At 49.5% G+C, this 13,136-nt stretch carries 15 protein-coding genes; 11 read left to right on the forward strand and 4 right to left on the reverse strand.

The window, feature by feature from the left end; genetic code table 11:
* Positions 1–196 precede the first annotated feature (196 nt).
* From coaBC to Q0577_RS01220, 6 genes are all read left to right on the forward strand, one after another.
* The gene (coaBC, locus tag Q0577_RS01195; protein WP_298731965.1) at positions 197–1,414 is read left to right on the forward strand and encodes a bifunctional phosphopantothenoylcysteine decarboxylase/phosphopantothenate--cysteine ligase CoaBC; all 1,218 of its coding nucleotides are present in this window, start codon (positions 197–199) and stop codon (positions 1,412–1,414) included.
* Positions 1,407–2,378: a DUF4835 family protein gene (locus tag Q0577_RS01200; protein WP_298731967.1), complete on the forward strand. Its 972-nt coding sequence runs from the start codon at positions 1,407–1,409 to the stop codon at positions 2,376–2,378. The genes coaBC and Q0577_RS01200 overlap by 8 nt, the downstream gene beginning before the upstream one ends.
* A gap of 2 nt (positions 2,379–2,380) precedes the next feature.
* Positions 2,381–2,911 carry a DUF4296 domain-containing protein gene (locus Q0577_RS01205; protein WP_298731969.1) on the forward strand — a complete coding sequence of 177 codons (531 nt, stop codon included), beginning with the start codon at positions 2,381–2,383 and terminating at the stop codon, positions 2,909–2,911.
* A gap of 30 nt (positions 2,912–2,941) precedes the next feature.
* Positions 2,942–3,634: a CoA transferase subunit A gene (locus Q0577_RS01210; RefSeq protein ID WP_298731971.1), complete on the forward strand. Its 693-nt coding sequence runs from the start codon at positions 2,942–2,944 to the stop codon at positions 3,632–3,634.
* Between the two features lie 37 nt (positions 3,635–3,671).
* Positions 3,672–4,328: a CoA transferase subunit B gene (locus tag Q0577_RS01215; protein WP_298731973.1), complete on the forward strand. Its 657-nt coding sequence runs from the start codon at positions 3,672–3,674 to the stop codon at positions 4,326–4,328.
* 83 nt (positions 4,329–4,411) lie between these two features.
* Positions 4,412–5,263, forward strand: a complete 852-nt coding sequence (locus Q0577_RS01220; protein ID WP_298731975.1) for an aminotransferase class IV — start codon at positions 4,412–4,414, stop codon at positions 5,261–5,263.
* On the opposite strand, the gene Q0577_RS01225 is transcribed toward Q0577_RS01220, so the two are convergent.
* Together Q0577_RS01225 and mqnB are read right to left on the reverse strand one after the other, a co-directional pair.
* The gene (locus Q0577_RS01225) at positions 5,246–6,052 is read right to left on the reverse strand and encodes a 1,4-dihydroxy-6-naphthoate synthase (protein ID WP_298731977.1); all 807 of its coding nucleotides are present in this window, start codon (positions 6,050–6,052) and stop codon (positions 5,246–5,248) included. The genes Q0577_RS01220 and Q0577_RS01225 overlap by 18 nt on opposite strands.
* Before the next feature lie 120 nt (positions 6,053–6,172).
* Positions 6,173–6,838, reverse strand: a complete 666-nt coding sequence (gene mqnB / locus Q0577_RS01230) for a futalosine hydrolase (RefSeq protein WP_298731979.1) — start codon at positions 6,836–6,838, stop codon at positions 6,173–6,175.
* Positions 6,839–6,900: 62 nt separating this feature from the next.
* Here mqnB and Q0577_RS01235 point away from each other — a divergent pair, with 62 nt between their 5' ends.
* The 3 genes from Q0577_RS01235 (at position 6,901) to fabD (ending at position 8,942) form a co-directional block, all read left to right on the forward strand.
* Entirely contained in the window at positions 6,901–7,314 is a 414-nt protein-coding gene (locus Q0577_RS01235; protein ID WP_298731981.1) for a 6-carboxytetrahydropterin synthase, read from the forward strand.
* Between the two features lie 52 nt (positions 7,315–7,366).
* Positions 7,367–7,918, forward strand: a complete 552-nt coding sequence (gene folE / locus Q0577_RS01240; protein ID WP_298732222.1) for a GTP cyclohydrolase I FolE — start codon at positions 7,367–7,369, stop codon at positions 7,916–7,918.
* A 133-nt stretch (positions 7,919–8,051) separates the two neighbouring features.
* The gene (fabD, locus tag Q0577_RS01245) at positions 8,052–8,942 is read left to right on the forward strand and encodes an ACP S-malonyltransferase (RefSeq protein ID WP_298731982.1); all 891 of its coding nucleotides are present in this window, start codon (positions 8,052–8,054) and stop codon (positions 8,940–8,942) included.
* On the opposite strand, the gene Q0577_RS01250 is transcribed toward fabD, so the two are convergent.
* Together Q0577_RS01250 and Q0577_RS01255 are read right to left on the reverse strand one after the other, a co-directional pair.
* A complete protein-coding gene (locus Q0577_RS01250) occupies positions 8,935–9,777 on the reverse strand; it encodes a GNAT family N-acetyltransferase (protein WP_298731984.1) in 843 nt (280 codons plus the stop codon). The two genes, fabD and Q0577_RS01250, sit on opposite strands and share 8 nt — an antisense overlap.
* Positions 9,778–9,855: 78 nt before the next feature.
* A complete protein-coding gene (locus Q0577_RS01255) occupies positions 9,856–10,317 on the reverse strand; it encodes a GNAT family N-acetyltransferase (RefSeq protein ID WP_298731986.1) in 462 nt (153 codons plus the stop codon).
* Between the two features lie 94 nt (positions 10,318–10,411).
* Here Q0577_RS01255 and Q0577_RS01260 point away from each other — a divergent pair, with 94 nt between their 5' ends.
* On the forward strand, positions 10,412–11,110 hold the full coding sequence (locus Q0577_RS01260; RefSeq protein WP_298731987.1) for an NUDIX domain-containing protein: 699 nt from the start codon (positions 10,412–10,414) through the stop codon (positions 11,108–11,110).
* Between the two features lie 159 nt (positions 11,111–11,269).
* Complete coding sequence (locus tag Q0577_RS01265) at positions 11,270–13,135, forward strand: tetratricopeptide repeat-containing sensor histidine kinase (protein WP_298731989.1); 1,866 nt, start codon at positions 11,270–11,272, stop codon at positions 13,133–13,135.
* Position 13,136 lies beyond the last annotated feature (1 nt).

The following is a 13,136-nucleotide window of genomic DNA, read 5'->3' on the forward strand; positions in this document are numbered from 1 at the left end:
CGTTCTGCCATCATCTTTCAGACTTTTAAACCTTTCAGCATTCAGGCTTCGGTTTGATGGCAGAGCGGCAGGACAATTTTTTTCTGCCGCTTTTGTTTTGTAGCTTGCTATAAGCCAGCCCCCAGGGATTGCACCGTAAGATGATCTGTGTTGAAAGGGTGGCGATTTACTTTCTGAATTTTCCTAATGAATTCGCATGTTGCAAGGAAAAAAGATCTTATTAGGCGTATCCGGCAGCATCGCTGCTTACAAAGCAGCGCATCTTATCCGCCTGTTGGTGAAGGAAGGCGCCCAGGTAAAAGTGGTGATGACCGCCGCTGCCTGTGATTTTATTACCCCGCTGACATTATCCACCTTATCGAAAAATGAGGTGCTTGTTTCTATTAACAATAACCAGAGCTGGAACAATCATGTAATGCTGGGCCGCTGGGCCGATGTAATGCTGATTGCGCCCGCTTCTGCCAATACCCTGGCCAAAATGGCGCAGGGCCTTTGCGATAACCTGCTTCAAGCGGTATATCTCTCTGCCACCTGCCCGGTTTGTTTTGCACCGGCTATGGATGAGGATATGTGGCATCATCCCGCTACCCGCAACAATATAGAAAAGCTCCTGTCCTATGGTCACCGGCAGATCCCCGTTGAAAGCGGCGAACTGGCCAGCGGTCTGGTGGGAGAGGGACGTATGGCAGAGCCGGAGCATATTATCGATTTTCTGCACCGGCATTTTGCAGCTCCCAGGAGCGGGGGACAAACCTCGCAGCCCCTCAAAGGTAAACTGGCGCTGGTTACAGCAGGCCCCACCGTAGAACCAATAGACCCGGTACGCTTTATCAGCAATTACTCCAGCGGTAAAATGGGCATTGCAATAGCAGATGCACTGGCCGCAGCAGGCGCCACGGTAAAACTGGTACTGGGCCCCACCCGTTTCGGTCCCACTGCTCCCAACGTAGAAACAATACCTGTGAAAACGGCGGCAGATATGTTCAATAGCTGTATCGCCAACTATCCTATGGCCGATATAGTGGTCATGGCAGCCGCTGTAGCCGATTACCGGCCCAAGGTCATTGTAGACAGGAAGATCAAGAAGGAGGATGAAGGTATGACACTGGAGCTCGAAAAAACACATGATATCCTGCGCACCCTCGGCAACAACAAAGGAACAGATCAGCTCCTGGTAGGTTTCTCACTGGAAACCAACAACGAAAAGGAATACGCACTGAAAAAGCTTCATGAGAAGAACCTGGATATGATCGTACTGAACACCCTTAACGATGAAGGCGCCGGATTTAACCATGACACCAATAAAGTAACCCTGTTTGATCGCAACGGCAAGGAAACCGCGTTTCCGCTCAAATCAAAGCAGGAAGTTGCTAAGGATATTGTATCGGCTATAATTGAATTGCAAAATGCTTAAAAACCAGAAAAGACCCTCGTTACCCGGCAGGAACACCGTTATATACTACGGTAAGTTTTTCCTTTTTCTTTTTTCTTTTTGCTTTTGCAATGGCTTTACCACTACCGCGCAGGAGATCAGGGCCAATGTAACCGTAGTGGCCCAGCAGATCACCGGCGTAGATAAGAAAGTGTTCACCACCCTGCAGAACGCTATCAAGGAATTCCTGAATAACCGTCGCTGGACGGGAGACTCCTATACACCCGCAGAAAGGATAGAATGCAACTTCATGCTGAACATCCAGCAGGAGATAGGTACCAACGCATATAGGGCGGCACTTACCATACAGGCCACCCGCCCGGTATATAATTCCGGCTACGTCACCAGCCTGCTTAACACACAGGATAACAATGTGGCCTTCCGCTATGTAGAGTTCCAGCCGCTGGAATTCAGCGATAACCGCGTGGTGGCCAATGATCCGCTGGTGTCTAACCTCACGGCTACACTGGCCTATTATGTATACATTATACTGGGACTGGACTATGATTCTTTTTCACCAAGAGGAGGAGACGACTTTTTCAAGAAGGCGCTCAATATTGTAAGCAATGCCCCCGATGGAAAAGATATTGCCGGCTGGAAAGCATTTGAGGGTAACCGTAACCGTTACTGGCTGCAGGATAACCTGCTGAACGCCAAATTCAGCCGCTTTCATGATGTAATGTACCAGTATCACCGCCAGGGCCTTGATGTGATGTATGATAATATGAACAAAGGCCGCTCTTCCATCATGAATTGCCTGAATATGCTGTACGCCATCCACCAGGATATTCCCAACTCCATGCTGCTGCAGGTGTTCTTTACCGCAAAGGCAGACGAGTTGCAGAAAATATTTTCCAAAGCGCCCCCACAGGATAAATCTCGCGCAGCTCAGATGCTGGCTCAGATGGACATAACAAACGCGAACAAATACCAGCAGATGAAATAGCTATGTGCAGAAGATTGTTGAAATTTATTATACTGATAAGCTTTATAGCAGGCGGCTGCGGCCAGGCCGGTAAGGTGCCTGCCGATGTACTGTCTAAAGAAAAAATGCGGGATGTGCTGCTGGATATGAATATCGCCGATGCGCACAGCTATGATATACGGCCGGCAGATAATATGCCCCTGCCCGATTCTATCCGCCAGCTGAAAGTGAAAGAATACTATCGCCAGATCTTAGACCTGCACCAGGTGTCAGTAAAAGATTTCATGAAAAGCTACAGCTATTATGAATCTCATCCGGACAGGCTGAAAGAGGTATATATCATGATGCAGGCCGCCGCTGCTCAGAAGCGCAGCATACTGGAAGGCGAAGAAAGACGGCGGCAATATGCTGCTGACCCTTCAATGTTTTTTCCATATCCGAATAATGCTGTAATTTCAAAAAAGCAGGATACCATTCTGCCTTTCCTGAAAAAACCGCAAAACGCCCATGGCTCAACGCAAAACGCCAAACATGTAGAAAGCGTTCCGCAATAAGCGTTCTGCACAAAACATAAACACCAAAACATGAACAAGGTTGTAGCGAATGCCGATGAGGCCCTGCAAGATGTTCCGGATGGCGCTGTATTGATGTTGGGAGGTTTCGGTTTATGCGGTATCCCGGAGAACAGTATTGCCGCGCTGGTGCGCAAAGGAGTTAAAGGACTCACCTGTATATCTAATAACGCCGGTGTGGACGATTTTGGCCTGGGCCTTCTCCTGAAAACACGGCAGATCAAAAAAATGCTTTCTTCCTATGTAGGAGAGAATGCCGAATTTGAAAGACAGCTATTGAGCGGCGAACTGGAGGTTGACCTCATTCCCCAGGGTACGCTGGCCACCCGCATACAAATGGCAGGCATGGGTATTCCCGCCTTTTTCACGCCTGCCGGTTATGGTACCGAAATAGCCAATGGAAAAGAAACCCGCGAGTTCAACGGCAAACAATACCTGATGGAACTAGCCCTGCACGCGGATTTCGCCATTGTGAAAGCCTGGAAAGGAGACACCATGGGCAACCTCGTGTTCCGTAAAACTACCCGCAATTTCAGTACCTCTATGGCGAAAGCCGGTAATATTACGGTTGCAGAAGTAGAGCAGCTGGTAGCCCCTGGTGAACTGGACCCGGACCAGATACATGTTCCCGGAATCTATGTGCACCGCATCTTCCAGGGCAGCAACTATGAAAAGCGTATAGAGCGCAGAACCGTAAAAATGTAAGCCCCTCTTTTTCTTTTTACTTTTTAATTTTTCCAACATGCCTTTAGATAAATATGGTATCGCCAAAAGGATCGCGCAGGAGCTGGAAGACGGGATGTATGTAAACCTGGGGATCGGTATCCCTACACTGGTATCCAACTATATCCCGGCCGGTATCTCCATCATGTTACAATCTGAGAACGGGATGCTGGGCATGGGCCCTTATCCGGCAGAAGATGAAATAGATCCTGACCTGATCAATGCCGGTAAGGAAACCGTTACCCTCCTGCCTGGCGGCGCTTATTTCGATTCTGCAGAAAGCTTCGGCATGATACGCGCAGGTAAGGTAGACCTTACCGTTTTGGGCGCCATGGAAGTGTCCGACAACGGCGATATCGCCAACTGGAAAATACCCGGTAAAATGGTGAAGGGCATGGGAGGCGCCATGGACCTGGTAGCTGCAGCCCGTAACATCATTGTGGCCATGATGCACACCAACCCCAAGGGAGAAAGTAAGCTGCTGCCCCAATGCACATTGCCCCTTACCGGAGTTAATTGTGTAAAGAAAGTGGTAACAGACCTGGCCGTGCTGGATATCACTCCCCAGGGATTTAAACTGCTGGAGCGCGCGCCAGGTGTCAGCGTTGAGGAGATCCGGGCAAAAACGGCCGGTCGCCTGATCATTGGCGATCATATACAGGAAATGAAAATATGATAAAAGCGGCTGCGGTAGTGGTTCCTGTATCAATTTTTCGTAACTTAACAGACCCGTAATCTGTCACCCAAAAAGCGTTCGAAGTGCAAGTTGGATATATTTGTTACAACGGGAGATTTATCCCCGCAACAGAACCCATTTTTACGGCAGATAACCGTTCATTCCGCTATGGGGACGGTTGTTTTGAAACCATGAAGGTCTATCAGAGCCAGGTGTTACTGGCCGATCTCCATTTTGAAAGGCTCATAACGAGCATGAACCGCCTCCATTTTGACCTGCCGCTTCATTTTACAAAAGAATATTTTACCAGGCTGATCATCGAGCTGTGTAACAAGAACGGCGTTTCCCGTTTGGCCAGGGTGCGTCTGACTGTTTTCCGTTCCAACGGCGGTCTCTATGAACCTGCTGATAACACTCCCTGCTTTGTGATACAATGCGGAGAACTAAGCCGGAGGATCTTCGAGTTGAACGAGGATGGGCTGACCATAGATGTATTTCCTGATGCACGGAAGAGCAGCGACAAGCTCTCCAGCATAAAATCCAATAACTGTCTTGCTTATGTAATGGCAGCCATGTTTGCCCGGCAGCAGATGCTGAACGAAGCAATATTGCTGAACCACCACAACCGCGTGGCAGATACTACCAATGCCAATATCTTCATTGTACGAGGTCAGCAGATCATTACACCGCCCTTATCTGAAGGCGGGGTTTGCGGGGTAATGCGCAGGTACCTGCTAAAAGCAGATCTGCCGTTCAAAATAGAAGAGCATCCGCTGACAATAGCGGATCTCGAAATGGCAGATGAGATCTTTCTTACCAATGCCATCTACGGCATCCGATGGGTGGGCCTTTTCAGGGACAGCAGCTATGGCAACGCCACAGCCGCTATCCTGCATGAAGTGCTTTTTGAACAACTGTTAGCTGCCAAGAGCTAACTGCTTACTGCCCGCTTCCATCAGCCTGTTTACTGCTGCATGCCCTTCCTCTCCAAGGCCCAGGCTGAAATCGTTTACATACAGGTCAATATGCTGACGCATGACCTTTTCATCCATCTCCTGCGCGTGCTGCTTTACGTAATCGGATAGCTGTGGATAATGTTCATAAGCGTGCTGCAGGCTCTGACGGATCAGGTCGTCTACCTGTTGCTGTACTGCTTCGGGAACGTCTTTACGTATGAAAATACCGCCTAAGGGAATAGGGCTGCCAGTTGTTTGTTCCCAATACTCGCCCAGGTCAATGATCTTCACCAGTCCTTTCTGCTGGTAAGTAAAGCGGTTCTCATGAATGATCACGCCAACATCGGCCCGGCCATCCAGCACCGCATTTTCAATATCAGAAAAGAGCATCACCTGCTTGTTTTTCGCTTCCGGGAAGGCGATGGAGAACAGCAGGTTGGCAGTGGTGTGCTCACCGGGTATCGCAATGCGGCAGTTTTTGATCTCCTCCTGCGGGATGAGCCTTTTAGCGATGAGCAACGGCCCGCAACCGCGGCCCAGTGCGCTGCCGCTGTCCAGCAGGCGGTATTTCTCTTTCACTTTCAGGTATACGGCAAAGCTTAATTTGGTGATGTCCAGCTTGCCTTCCAGCGCCCATTTATTAAGTGTCTCCACATCTTCCAGTGCGGTATCAAACCGCAGATCTCCTGTTCCAATCTTATTATTCACCATAGCATCGAAAATGAATGTATCATTCGGGCAGGGTGAAAAGCCTAACGATAAATGCATATAGCTCTGAATTTTATAGTCTGAATATTTTAAAGTTTGACGTTTGATATTTGTTAAAAGTTAGAAGTTTAAATGGTGTCGGACTATCTTGACCATCCCACTTCCAACAAACCTCAAACATCAAACCTCAAACTTTTGGCAACGTTCCACATAATTTATAAGTGCTTCATTTAGCTGTCTTACCGCCAGCGGTATGTTCCATTTACTTTTGTCTCTTGGCTCCACGTAGTTGGAGATGCTGCGCAGTTGCAGAAACGGCACAGCTTCCTGCAGGCAGGCAAAATGAAAAGCAGCGCCTTCCATACTTTCTATATCCGGTGCATATTGGTGTTCCAGGCGTGCGATGGAGGCCGGGCTGCCGCTCACCATATTAATGCTGATGCCCCTGGCCACGGGCAGCTCAGGTACAAAAGGCAGTCCTGAAAAAGTATTTACAAGCTGCCGGCCTGTAAAAGGTGATGTTCCTTCGGGCCAAAGCCCCGTATCAAAAAGATCGTTGAAACTGCCGTTGTCGTCTACGCCCAGGTCGCCCAGCTGTTCGCTGCCGATCATCACCACCTGCCCCAGGGGCCAGCTGCGGCGGAAACTGCCTGCTATACCGGCTTGTATAGCGAGGTCGGGCTTTTTCCGGGCTAATTCCCTTCCCAGGTGCCAGGCGGTATGCATGAGACCGATGCCGCCTATCAGGATATTCACATGGCAGCCTTCCGGCGAGCCATTTTGAGCCAGATATTCCTGGAACGGCTTGATTTCCAGTGCTGTTGCGGCGGTGATCAGTAGATTCATCCTGTAAACTTACGCCCGACTCGCGGATTAATGGTATTTTTGCGGAAAATTTTGTTAAAGTAATGATCTATTTAACGCGTGTGGAGAATTTCAATGCCGCGCACAAATTGTCCAATCCCGCATGGAGTAAGGAAAAGAACCAGGAAGTATTCGGTAAATGTGCCAACGACAATTGGCATGGTCATAACTATGAACTGCACGTAACCATCAAAGGCACGCCCGACAAGGAAACAGGGTTTGTCTTCAATGCTAAAACACTAGGCGATATAATAAAGAACGAGATCGTGGAGAAAGTGGATCACCGTAATCTGAACCTGGATGTTGAATTCATGGCAGGCAAGTTCACGTCTGCCGAAAACCTGGCAATCGCCATATGGGACGAGCTGGCCAAAAACCTGCCGCCCGAAGTACAGCTGCATTGTATCAAATTATATGAAACACCACGGATCTACGTGGAATATTACGGGGGTAAATAAAATGGCATATAAAAAGATCGAACAATTTGACGAAAAGGTCACCTCAGACCTGATGAAGAATTACAGGGAGTGCTTGCAGCTGATAGGAGAGAACGCGGACAGGGAAGGACTGCTCAAAACCCCCGAACGTATGGCGAAAGCCATGCAGTACCTGACCCAGGGCTACGGGCTGGATGCCAAGGCAATCCTGCGTGCGGCAAAATTTACAGAGGCATACAGTGAAATGGTGATCGTAAAGGATATAGAGCTCTATTCCCTTTGTGAGCATCATATGCTGCCCTTCTTTGGAAAAGCCCATGTAGCCTATATCCCTAACGGTTATATCACAGGGCTGAGCAAAATTGCGCGTGTGGTGGATGTTTTTGCCCGCCGTTTACAGGTACAGGAGCGCCTGACGCACCAGATACTGGATGCCATACAGGAAACCCTGGAACCCCAGGGTGTTGCAGTGGTAATTGAAGCCCAGCACCTTTGCATGATGATGCGCGGGGTGCAGAAACAGAACTCTGTTACTACTACTTCCGCCTTCTCCGGCCAGTTTGAAGATGGCCGCACCCGTTCAGAATTTATGCGGTTGATCAGCGCCAATCTCATAGGGAAGTAGTTAATAGTCCATGGCTGATAATCCATAGCATGTACATTCATGTTAACGGTCGGCCATGCCATGGACCATAGACTATCGACTATGGACTAATATCATATCTTTGCACCGCTATTTCAACTAAACAACCAGATTAATGAAGCACGCTTACGTATTTCCCGGTCAGGGATCACAGTTCCCTGGTATGGGCAAGAACCTGTATGAAGCCAGCACCAAAGCAAAAGATCTTTTTGAGAAGGCCAATGAAATATTGGGTTTCCGTATATCTGATACCATGTTCACGGGTACGGAAGAAGACCTTAAACAAACCAGGGTTACGCAGCCCGCGGTTTTCTTACATGCAGTTATTGCTTACCTGGGCATAGAAAACGCACGCCCTGATATGGTGGCAGGTCATTCCCTGGGTGAATTCTCTGCACTGGTAGCCAACGGGGTACTCACTTTTGAAGATGCCCTGCGCCTGGTTTCCATCCGCGCAATGGCCATGCAAAAGGCCTGCGAAATTCAGCCTTCTACCATGGCGGCTGTTCTGGCGCTGGATGATGCAAAGGTGGAGGAAATATGTGCGGCCGTGACCGCAGAAACCGGCGAGGTAGTAGTACCGGCCAACTATAACTGCCCCGGCCAGCTGGTTATTTCAGGTACCGTGAATGCGGTGAACGTCGCCTGCGAAAGAATGAAGGCGGCTGGCGCCAAAAGAGCGCTGGTATTGCCGGTAGGCGGCGCTTTCCACTCTCCGCTGATGGCCCCCGCCAAAGAAGAGCTGCAGGCTGCCATTGAAAGCACTACTTTTAATACTCCCGCCTGCCCCGTGTACCAGAACGTGGTTGCCAAAGCAGTAACAGACCCTGCACAGATCAGGCAGAACCTGATAGACCAGCTGACTGGTGCCGTGCGCTGGACGCAATCCGTACAGGCCATGGTAGCCGATGGTGCATCACAGTTCACAGAAGTAGGCCCCGGTAAAGTGTTGCAAGGCCTTGTTGTAAAGATCCATAAAGAGGCTGCCGTCAACGGCGTTAGCTGATCATTTCCATTTCATACTGGGATATGGTAGGCGTAAAGCCTGCCTTTAGCAAAAACTGCTGCAGGCCCTTGTTTTCATCCGTAATATTGGTGATGGAAAACGGCCCCTGCAGCTTTTTTGTTATATGCTGCAGTAATGCAGTGCCAATGCCCTGCCGGCGATACTGCGGGTGCACTGCTAATTGACGGATACGTTTATTCCCCGTATATACGCTCACAAACCCCATCACTGTTGTTTTGTCGTATGCTATCCAGGTACTGGTGTCCGGCCCTTCCCGCTGAATGCTGTCTGAACTGTTAGACCAGCTGGGCAGCTGATCGCAAAAACTGTTTAACAAGGTCCAGTCCGGAGCAACCGCTTCCTTAAACTGAATATCTTTCTTTACGTGCGGTCTTATCGGTACCCCTTTATAACAATGGAACAACCGGCTGATCATAAAGCCGCTGCTGGTATAAGCTTTAATGGCAGGCATATTGGTTGTGATCACTTCCAGTATGATACGCCGTATACCCTGTTGCCGGTACAAAGGCTTGAACTGCGAATACATCTGCTGCACCAGGCGCCTGCCCCTGAAGGCTGGTATCACCCCCGTACCGCCGTTGTACAGCATCTGTGCCCCCGGCCAGGTATCTGCACCATGCAGTATTAATCCTGTCAGCAGCTGACCTGAAAAAGCGCCGATGCTTTGAGACAATTGTATATGCTCTCCCTGGATCTTTTGTTCCAGCAGCGGTAGGGTTAATTGCACAGGTACAATGTAATCGCTGAATGCCAGGTTAAAGGCCTCGCAAAGCGCCTGCAACGGAGTATTTTCAAGTGTTTCGAAACGGATCATAAAAACAGCTGTTAGGTTTTAGCTGCCACACTTAACCCTTGCGCCGTGAGCAGGCTGCTAACAACCCGCAGCGGGCAGCTATATATCAATGCCTGCATTCCACCACTCCGGGTCAAACCTGGCCTGGTACTTACGGTAAAAGTTAATGGCAGGCTCATTCCACTCCAGTACCTGCCAGCTGATACCGTGAAACTGCTTATCTTTTGCTTCGGTAATAAGCCTGTCAAACAGTAAGCCGCCAATGCCCTTGCCCCGCCAGCTTTCTGTTACCAGGATATCTTCGAGGTACATACGGCAGCCTTTCCAGGTAGAGTAGCGCACATAATAAAGTGCAAAACCTACAATGGTTTCCTGGCCGTGCTCATTGCTTACTGCAACAAAAGCCTTCCACACCGGGCTGGCGCCAAAACCGGCTTCTGTAAAATGCTCCAGGCTCACAGTTACCTCCTGCCTTGCCTTTTCATAGGTGGCCAACTCCAGGATCAGCTCCAGCAGCCGTGCACAATCTTCTTTTCGTGCGTCCCTTATGGTTACACTCATTGCTGTATTTAAATGTTTACTGTCATCAAAAATACAATATCCTTCCATGCTTAAAACGGTATATTTGCTTATTGCCGGCAAACCCGGCAGCGTTATGATAACATCATCCTCCTTTTACGCCGGGGTGCCCCGGCATTTAGTGGCAGTGGATTGTATTATATTCGGATTTGAGGACAGCAGGCTGAAATTACTGATCATTCAACGCAAGGTGGATCCTAAACAGGGAGAATGGTCGTTGGTAGGCGGCTTTGTACAGGAACAGGAAAGTACAGACGCAGCTGCAGCCCGGGTATTAAGACAAACCACCGGCCTGGAAAATATTTTCATGGAGCAGCTGAGATGTTATGGAGAAGTAGAGCGGGATACAGGTGCCAGGGTGATCTCCGTAACGTACTACGCGCTCATAAGAGTCAAGGAGCATGATCATATCCTGGCCGAAGAACATGGTGCACACTGGCTGGAGCTGCACCAGATACCCGCGCTTATCTTTGACCACGGAGAAATGATCACCGATGCCCTGAAAAAACTGCGCGACAATGCGCACTTCCATCCCATCGGTTTTGAACTGTTGCCTGAGAAATTTACCCTATCCCAGCTCCGTAGCCTTTATGAGGAGATATACCAGCATGAGCTGGATAAACGTAATTTCCGTAAAAAGATCCTCTCCATGGGTATCCTGGAGAAACTGGAAGAAAAAGATAAGACCACGTCAAAGAAGGGCGCCCACCTCTATCGCTTTGATAAGCATAAATACCAGCAGCTCACCAAACGGGGATTCGTTTTTGAGATATGATCCCGCTTTGCTTTTCATGTTCATATTTTACCTATTTTCACATATCATATTCAGAGAGGGTGCCACCACACAATAAAAGCATATTGATTGGATCGCATTCGATGTAGTAAACCACTTAAAAGCGGAGCATTATGTATTTGGCTGCTCAGCCTTGCAGCTTTGTTACACGCCCAAAACCGTGAGATCACTGGGCTGAAAGCCCGCTTGCCCCATTTGAAAGACAGCACCCGTTACGTAGATACCCTCAATCGTCTTGCAGGGATGTACCTGTCCCACCAGCTTGATTCCTCATTTGAATATGTCGCAAAAGCCCAGGAAACGGCCAAACGCCTCCGGTACGCCAAAGGAGAGGCTGATGCCGCCATGAACATGGGCAATTACTATGCTTTGCGCTCTAACAGTTACCTTTCTTACCGCTGCTACCTGGATGCCCTGCAGGCCTATGAGGAACTGGCCGACAGCAACAATATCTGCATATCACTCATGAATATAGGCGTGTACTATAAATACGACGGGCAAATGGAGCCTGCTGCCTATTACATGGGCAGGGCCTTGAAAATAGCTTCCCGGCTGCCTAAAGCGCTTACCTATGCCTCCGTACTTACCAATTACTACGTTGTTCATAGTGGCGACAGCACCCGCCGGGATTCACTTAAATGGGCCCTCGCCAAAGCAGACAGCATTGCCACTACATCCAATGATGAGCGCAGCCTGCTGAATGTAAGCCTGTATAACGCTTACCAGCGCCTGCAGCAAGGAGATGCAGACGGCAGCAAAAAGATACTGCAGGCTACCATCAGCCAGGCAGACAGTAACGGCTACACTTATATTTCCATGTCGGCCTGCGCCTATCTTGCCATTTTCAAAGCATGGCTGGGGGAACCGGATTCCCTGTATTATAAAGAGAAGATGGTAGGCTACGGAATGGCCGGCGGCTATCATGAGCTGCTGCTGCCTGTTGCAATAGACCTGTACTACTGGTACGCCGGCCGGGAAAACACGGTGTCGGCCACCGGTTACAGCAACCTGCTACTGAAGATCATAGAAAAAGGACGTTATGCCAAAACACAGGGCGAACTGGAGTACCTGGGTTATTTCATGCAGGGACAACGCCTGCGTGAATTACAGCTGCAACACAGATCGCAGCAACAGCAGCTGGACAGAAAGAGGCTGGAAAACCTGCGCCGCCAATACTTCCTCGGAGGCATGGTATTGCTGCTGCTCATGCTGGCCATCCTGCTGGTATTCCTGCTGGACGCGTATAACAGGTCCAGGCGGAATACCGCCCGGCTGACAGAGAAATACCGCGAGATCAGTGAGAAGAACGCCCTGCTTAAAACACACGACGATTTTAAGAACAAACTGATCTCCCTGATAGCGCACGATTTCCGCTCACCGCTGATACACATCAGTGAAATCACCAGTTTTGTAAAAGAGAACGCGCTTACACTCGAAGAAGCCGCCGGCATGATGGTAAAGGTGGAACGCAGCTCCCGCAATACCCTGCATACCTTCGAAAATATTCTACGCTGGATCAGCTCACAGCTGTCTGGCTTCGTATATACACCTGAACCCTGTACGCTTGCAACGCTGCTGTCTGAAGCAACAGATAACCTGGACGATATCATCACTGAAAAGGAAGCGGAGATCAGGATCAACATCCCGGCAACGCTGCAGGTGATGGCGGAACGGCAGATGTTACAATTCGTACATCGCAATTTCATTCACAACGCAGTTAAGTTCTCACCCCGCGCGGGCGTTATTGACATCACCGCTGTTGTCACAGACCGCAACGTAACGGTAACCATAACAGACCAGGGGCCGGGTATACCGGAAGATATACTGCCCCAGCTGTTTGAATACCGCAGCAGCGACCGTCCGGGAAGAGGCAAACAACAGGGTGCAGGCCTGGCGCTCATTATCTGTAAAGATTTTATGCAGATGATGAATGGCGCCGTGCACGCCGCCAACACGGCAGGCGGAGGGGCTGCGTTGTCTTACACACTACCCATTGCTAACAGCTAAC

The sequence above is a fragment of the uncultured Chitinophaga sp. genome, assembly GCF_937898475.1.
Lineage (GTDB): Bacteria > Bacteroidota > Bacteroidia > Chitinophagales > Chitinophagaceae > Chitinophaga.

Excerpts from the sequence above, each read along its gene's own strand:
- coaBC (WP_298731965.1), top strand. The coding sequence starts at position 197 with ATGTTGCAAGGAAAAAAGATCTTATTAGGCGTATCCGGCAGCATCGCT.
- Q0577_RS01200 (WP_298731967.1), top strand. The coding sequence starts at position 1,407 with ATGCTTAAAAACCAGAAAAGACCCTCGTTACCCGGCAGGAACACCGTT.
- Q0577_RS01205 (WP_298731969.1), top strand. The coding sequence starts at position 2,381 with ATGTGCAGAAGATTGTTGAAATTTATTATACTGATAAGCTTTATAGCA.
- Q0577_RS01210 (WP_298731971.1), top strand. The coding sequence starts at position 2,942 with ATGAACAAGGTTGTAGCGAATGCCGATGAGGCCCTGCAAGATGTTCCG.
- Q0577_RS01215 (WP_298731973.1), top strand. The coding sequence starts at position 3,672 with ATGCCTTTAGATAAATATGGTATCGCCAAAAGGATCGCGCAGGAGCTG.
- Q0577_RS01225 (WP_298731977.1), bottom strand. The coding sequence starts at position 6,052 with ATGCATTTATCGTTAGGCTTTTCACCCTGCCCGAATGATACATTCATT.
- mqnB (WP_298731979.1), bottom strand. The coding sequence starts at position 6,838 with ATGAATCTACTGATCACCGCCGCAACAGCACTGGAAATCAAGCCGTTC.
- Q0577_RS01235 (WP_298731981.1), top strand. The coding sequence starts at position 6,901 with ATGATCTATTTAACGCGTGTGGAGAATTTCAATGCCGCGCACAAATTG.
- folE (WP_298732222.1), top strand. The coding sequence starts at position 7,367 with ATGAAGAATTACAGGGAGTGCTTGCAGCTGATAGGAGAGAACGCGGAC.
- fabD (WP_298731982.1), top strand. The coding sequence starts at position 8,052 with ATGAAGCACGCTTACGTATTTCCCGGTCAGGGATCACAGTTCCCTGGT.
- Q0577_RS01250 (WP_298731984.1), bottom strand. The coding sequence starts at position 9,777 with ATGATCCGTTTCGAAACACTTGAAAATACTCCGTTGCAGGCGCTTTGC.
- Q0577_RS01255 (WP_298731986.1), bottom strand. The coding sequence starts at position 10,317 with ATGAGTGTAACCATAAGGGACGCACGAAAAGAAGATTGTGCACGGCTG.
- Q0577_RS01260 (WP_298731987.1), top strand. The coding sequence starts at position 10,412 with ATGATAACATCATCCTCCTTTTACGCCGGGGTGCCCCGGCATTTAGTG.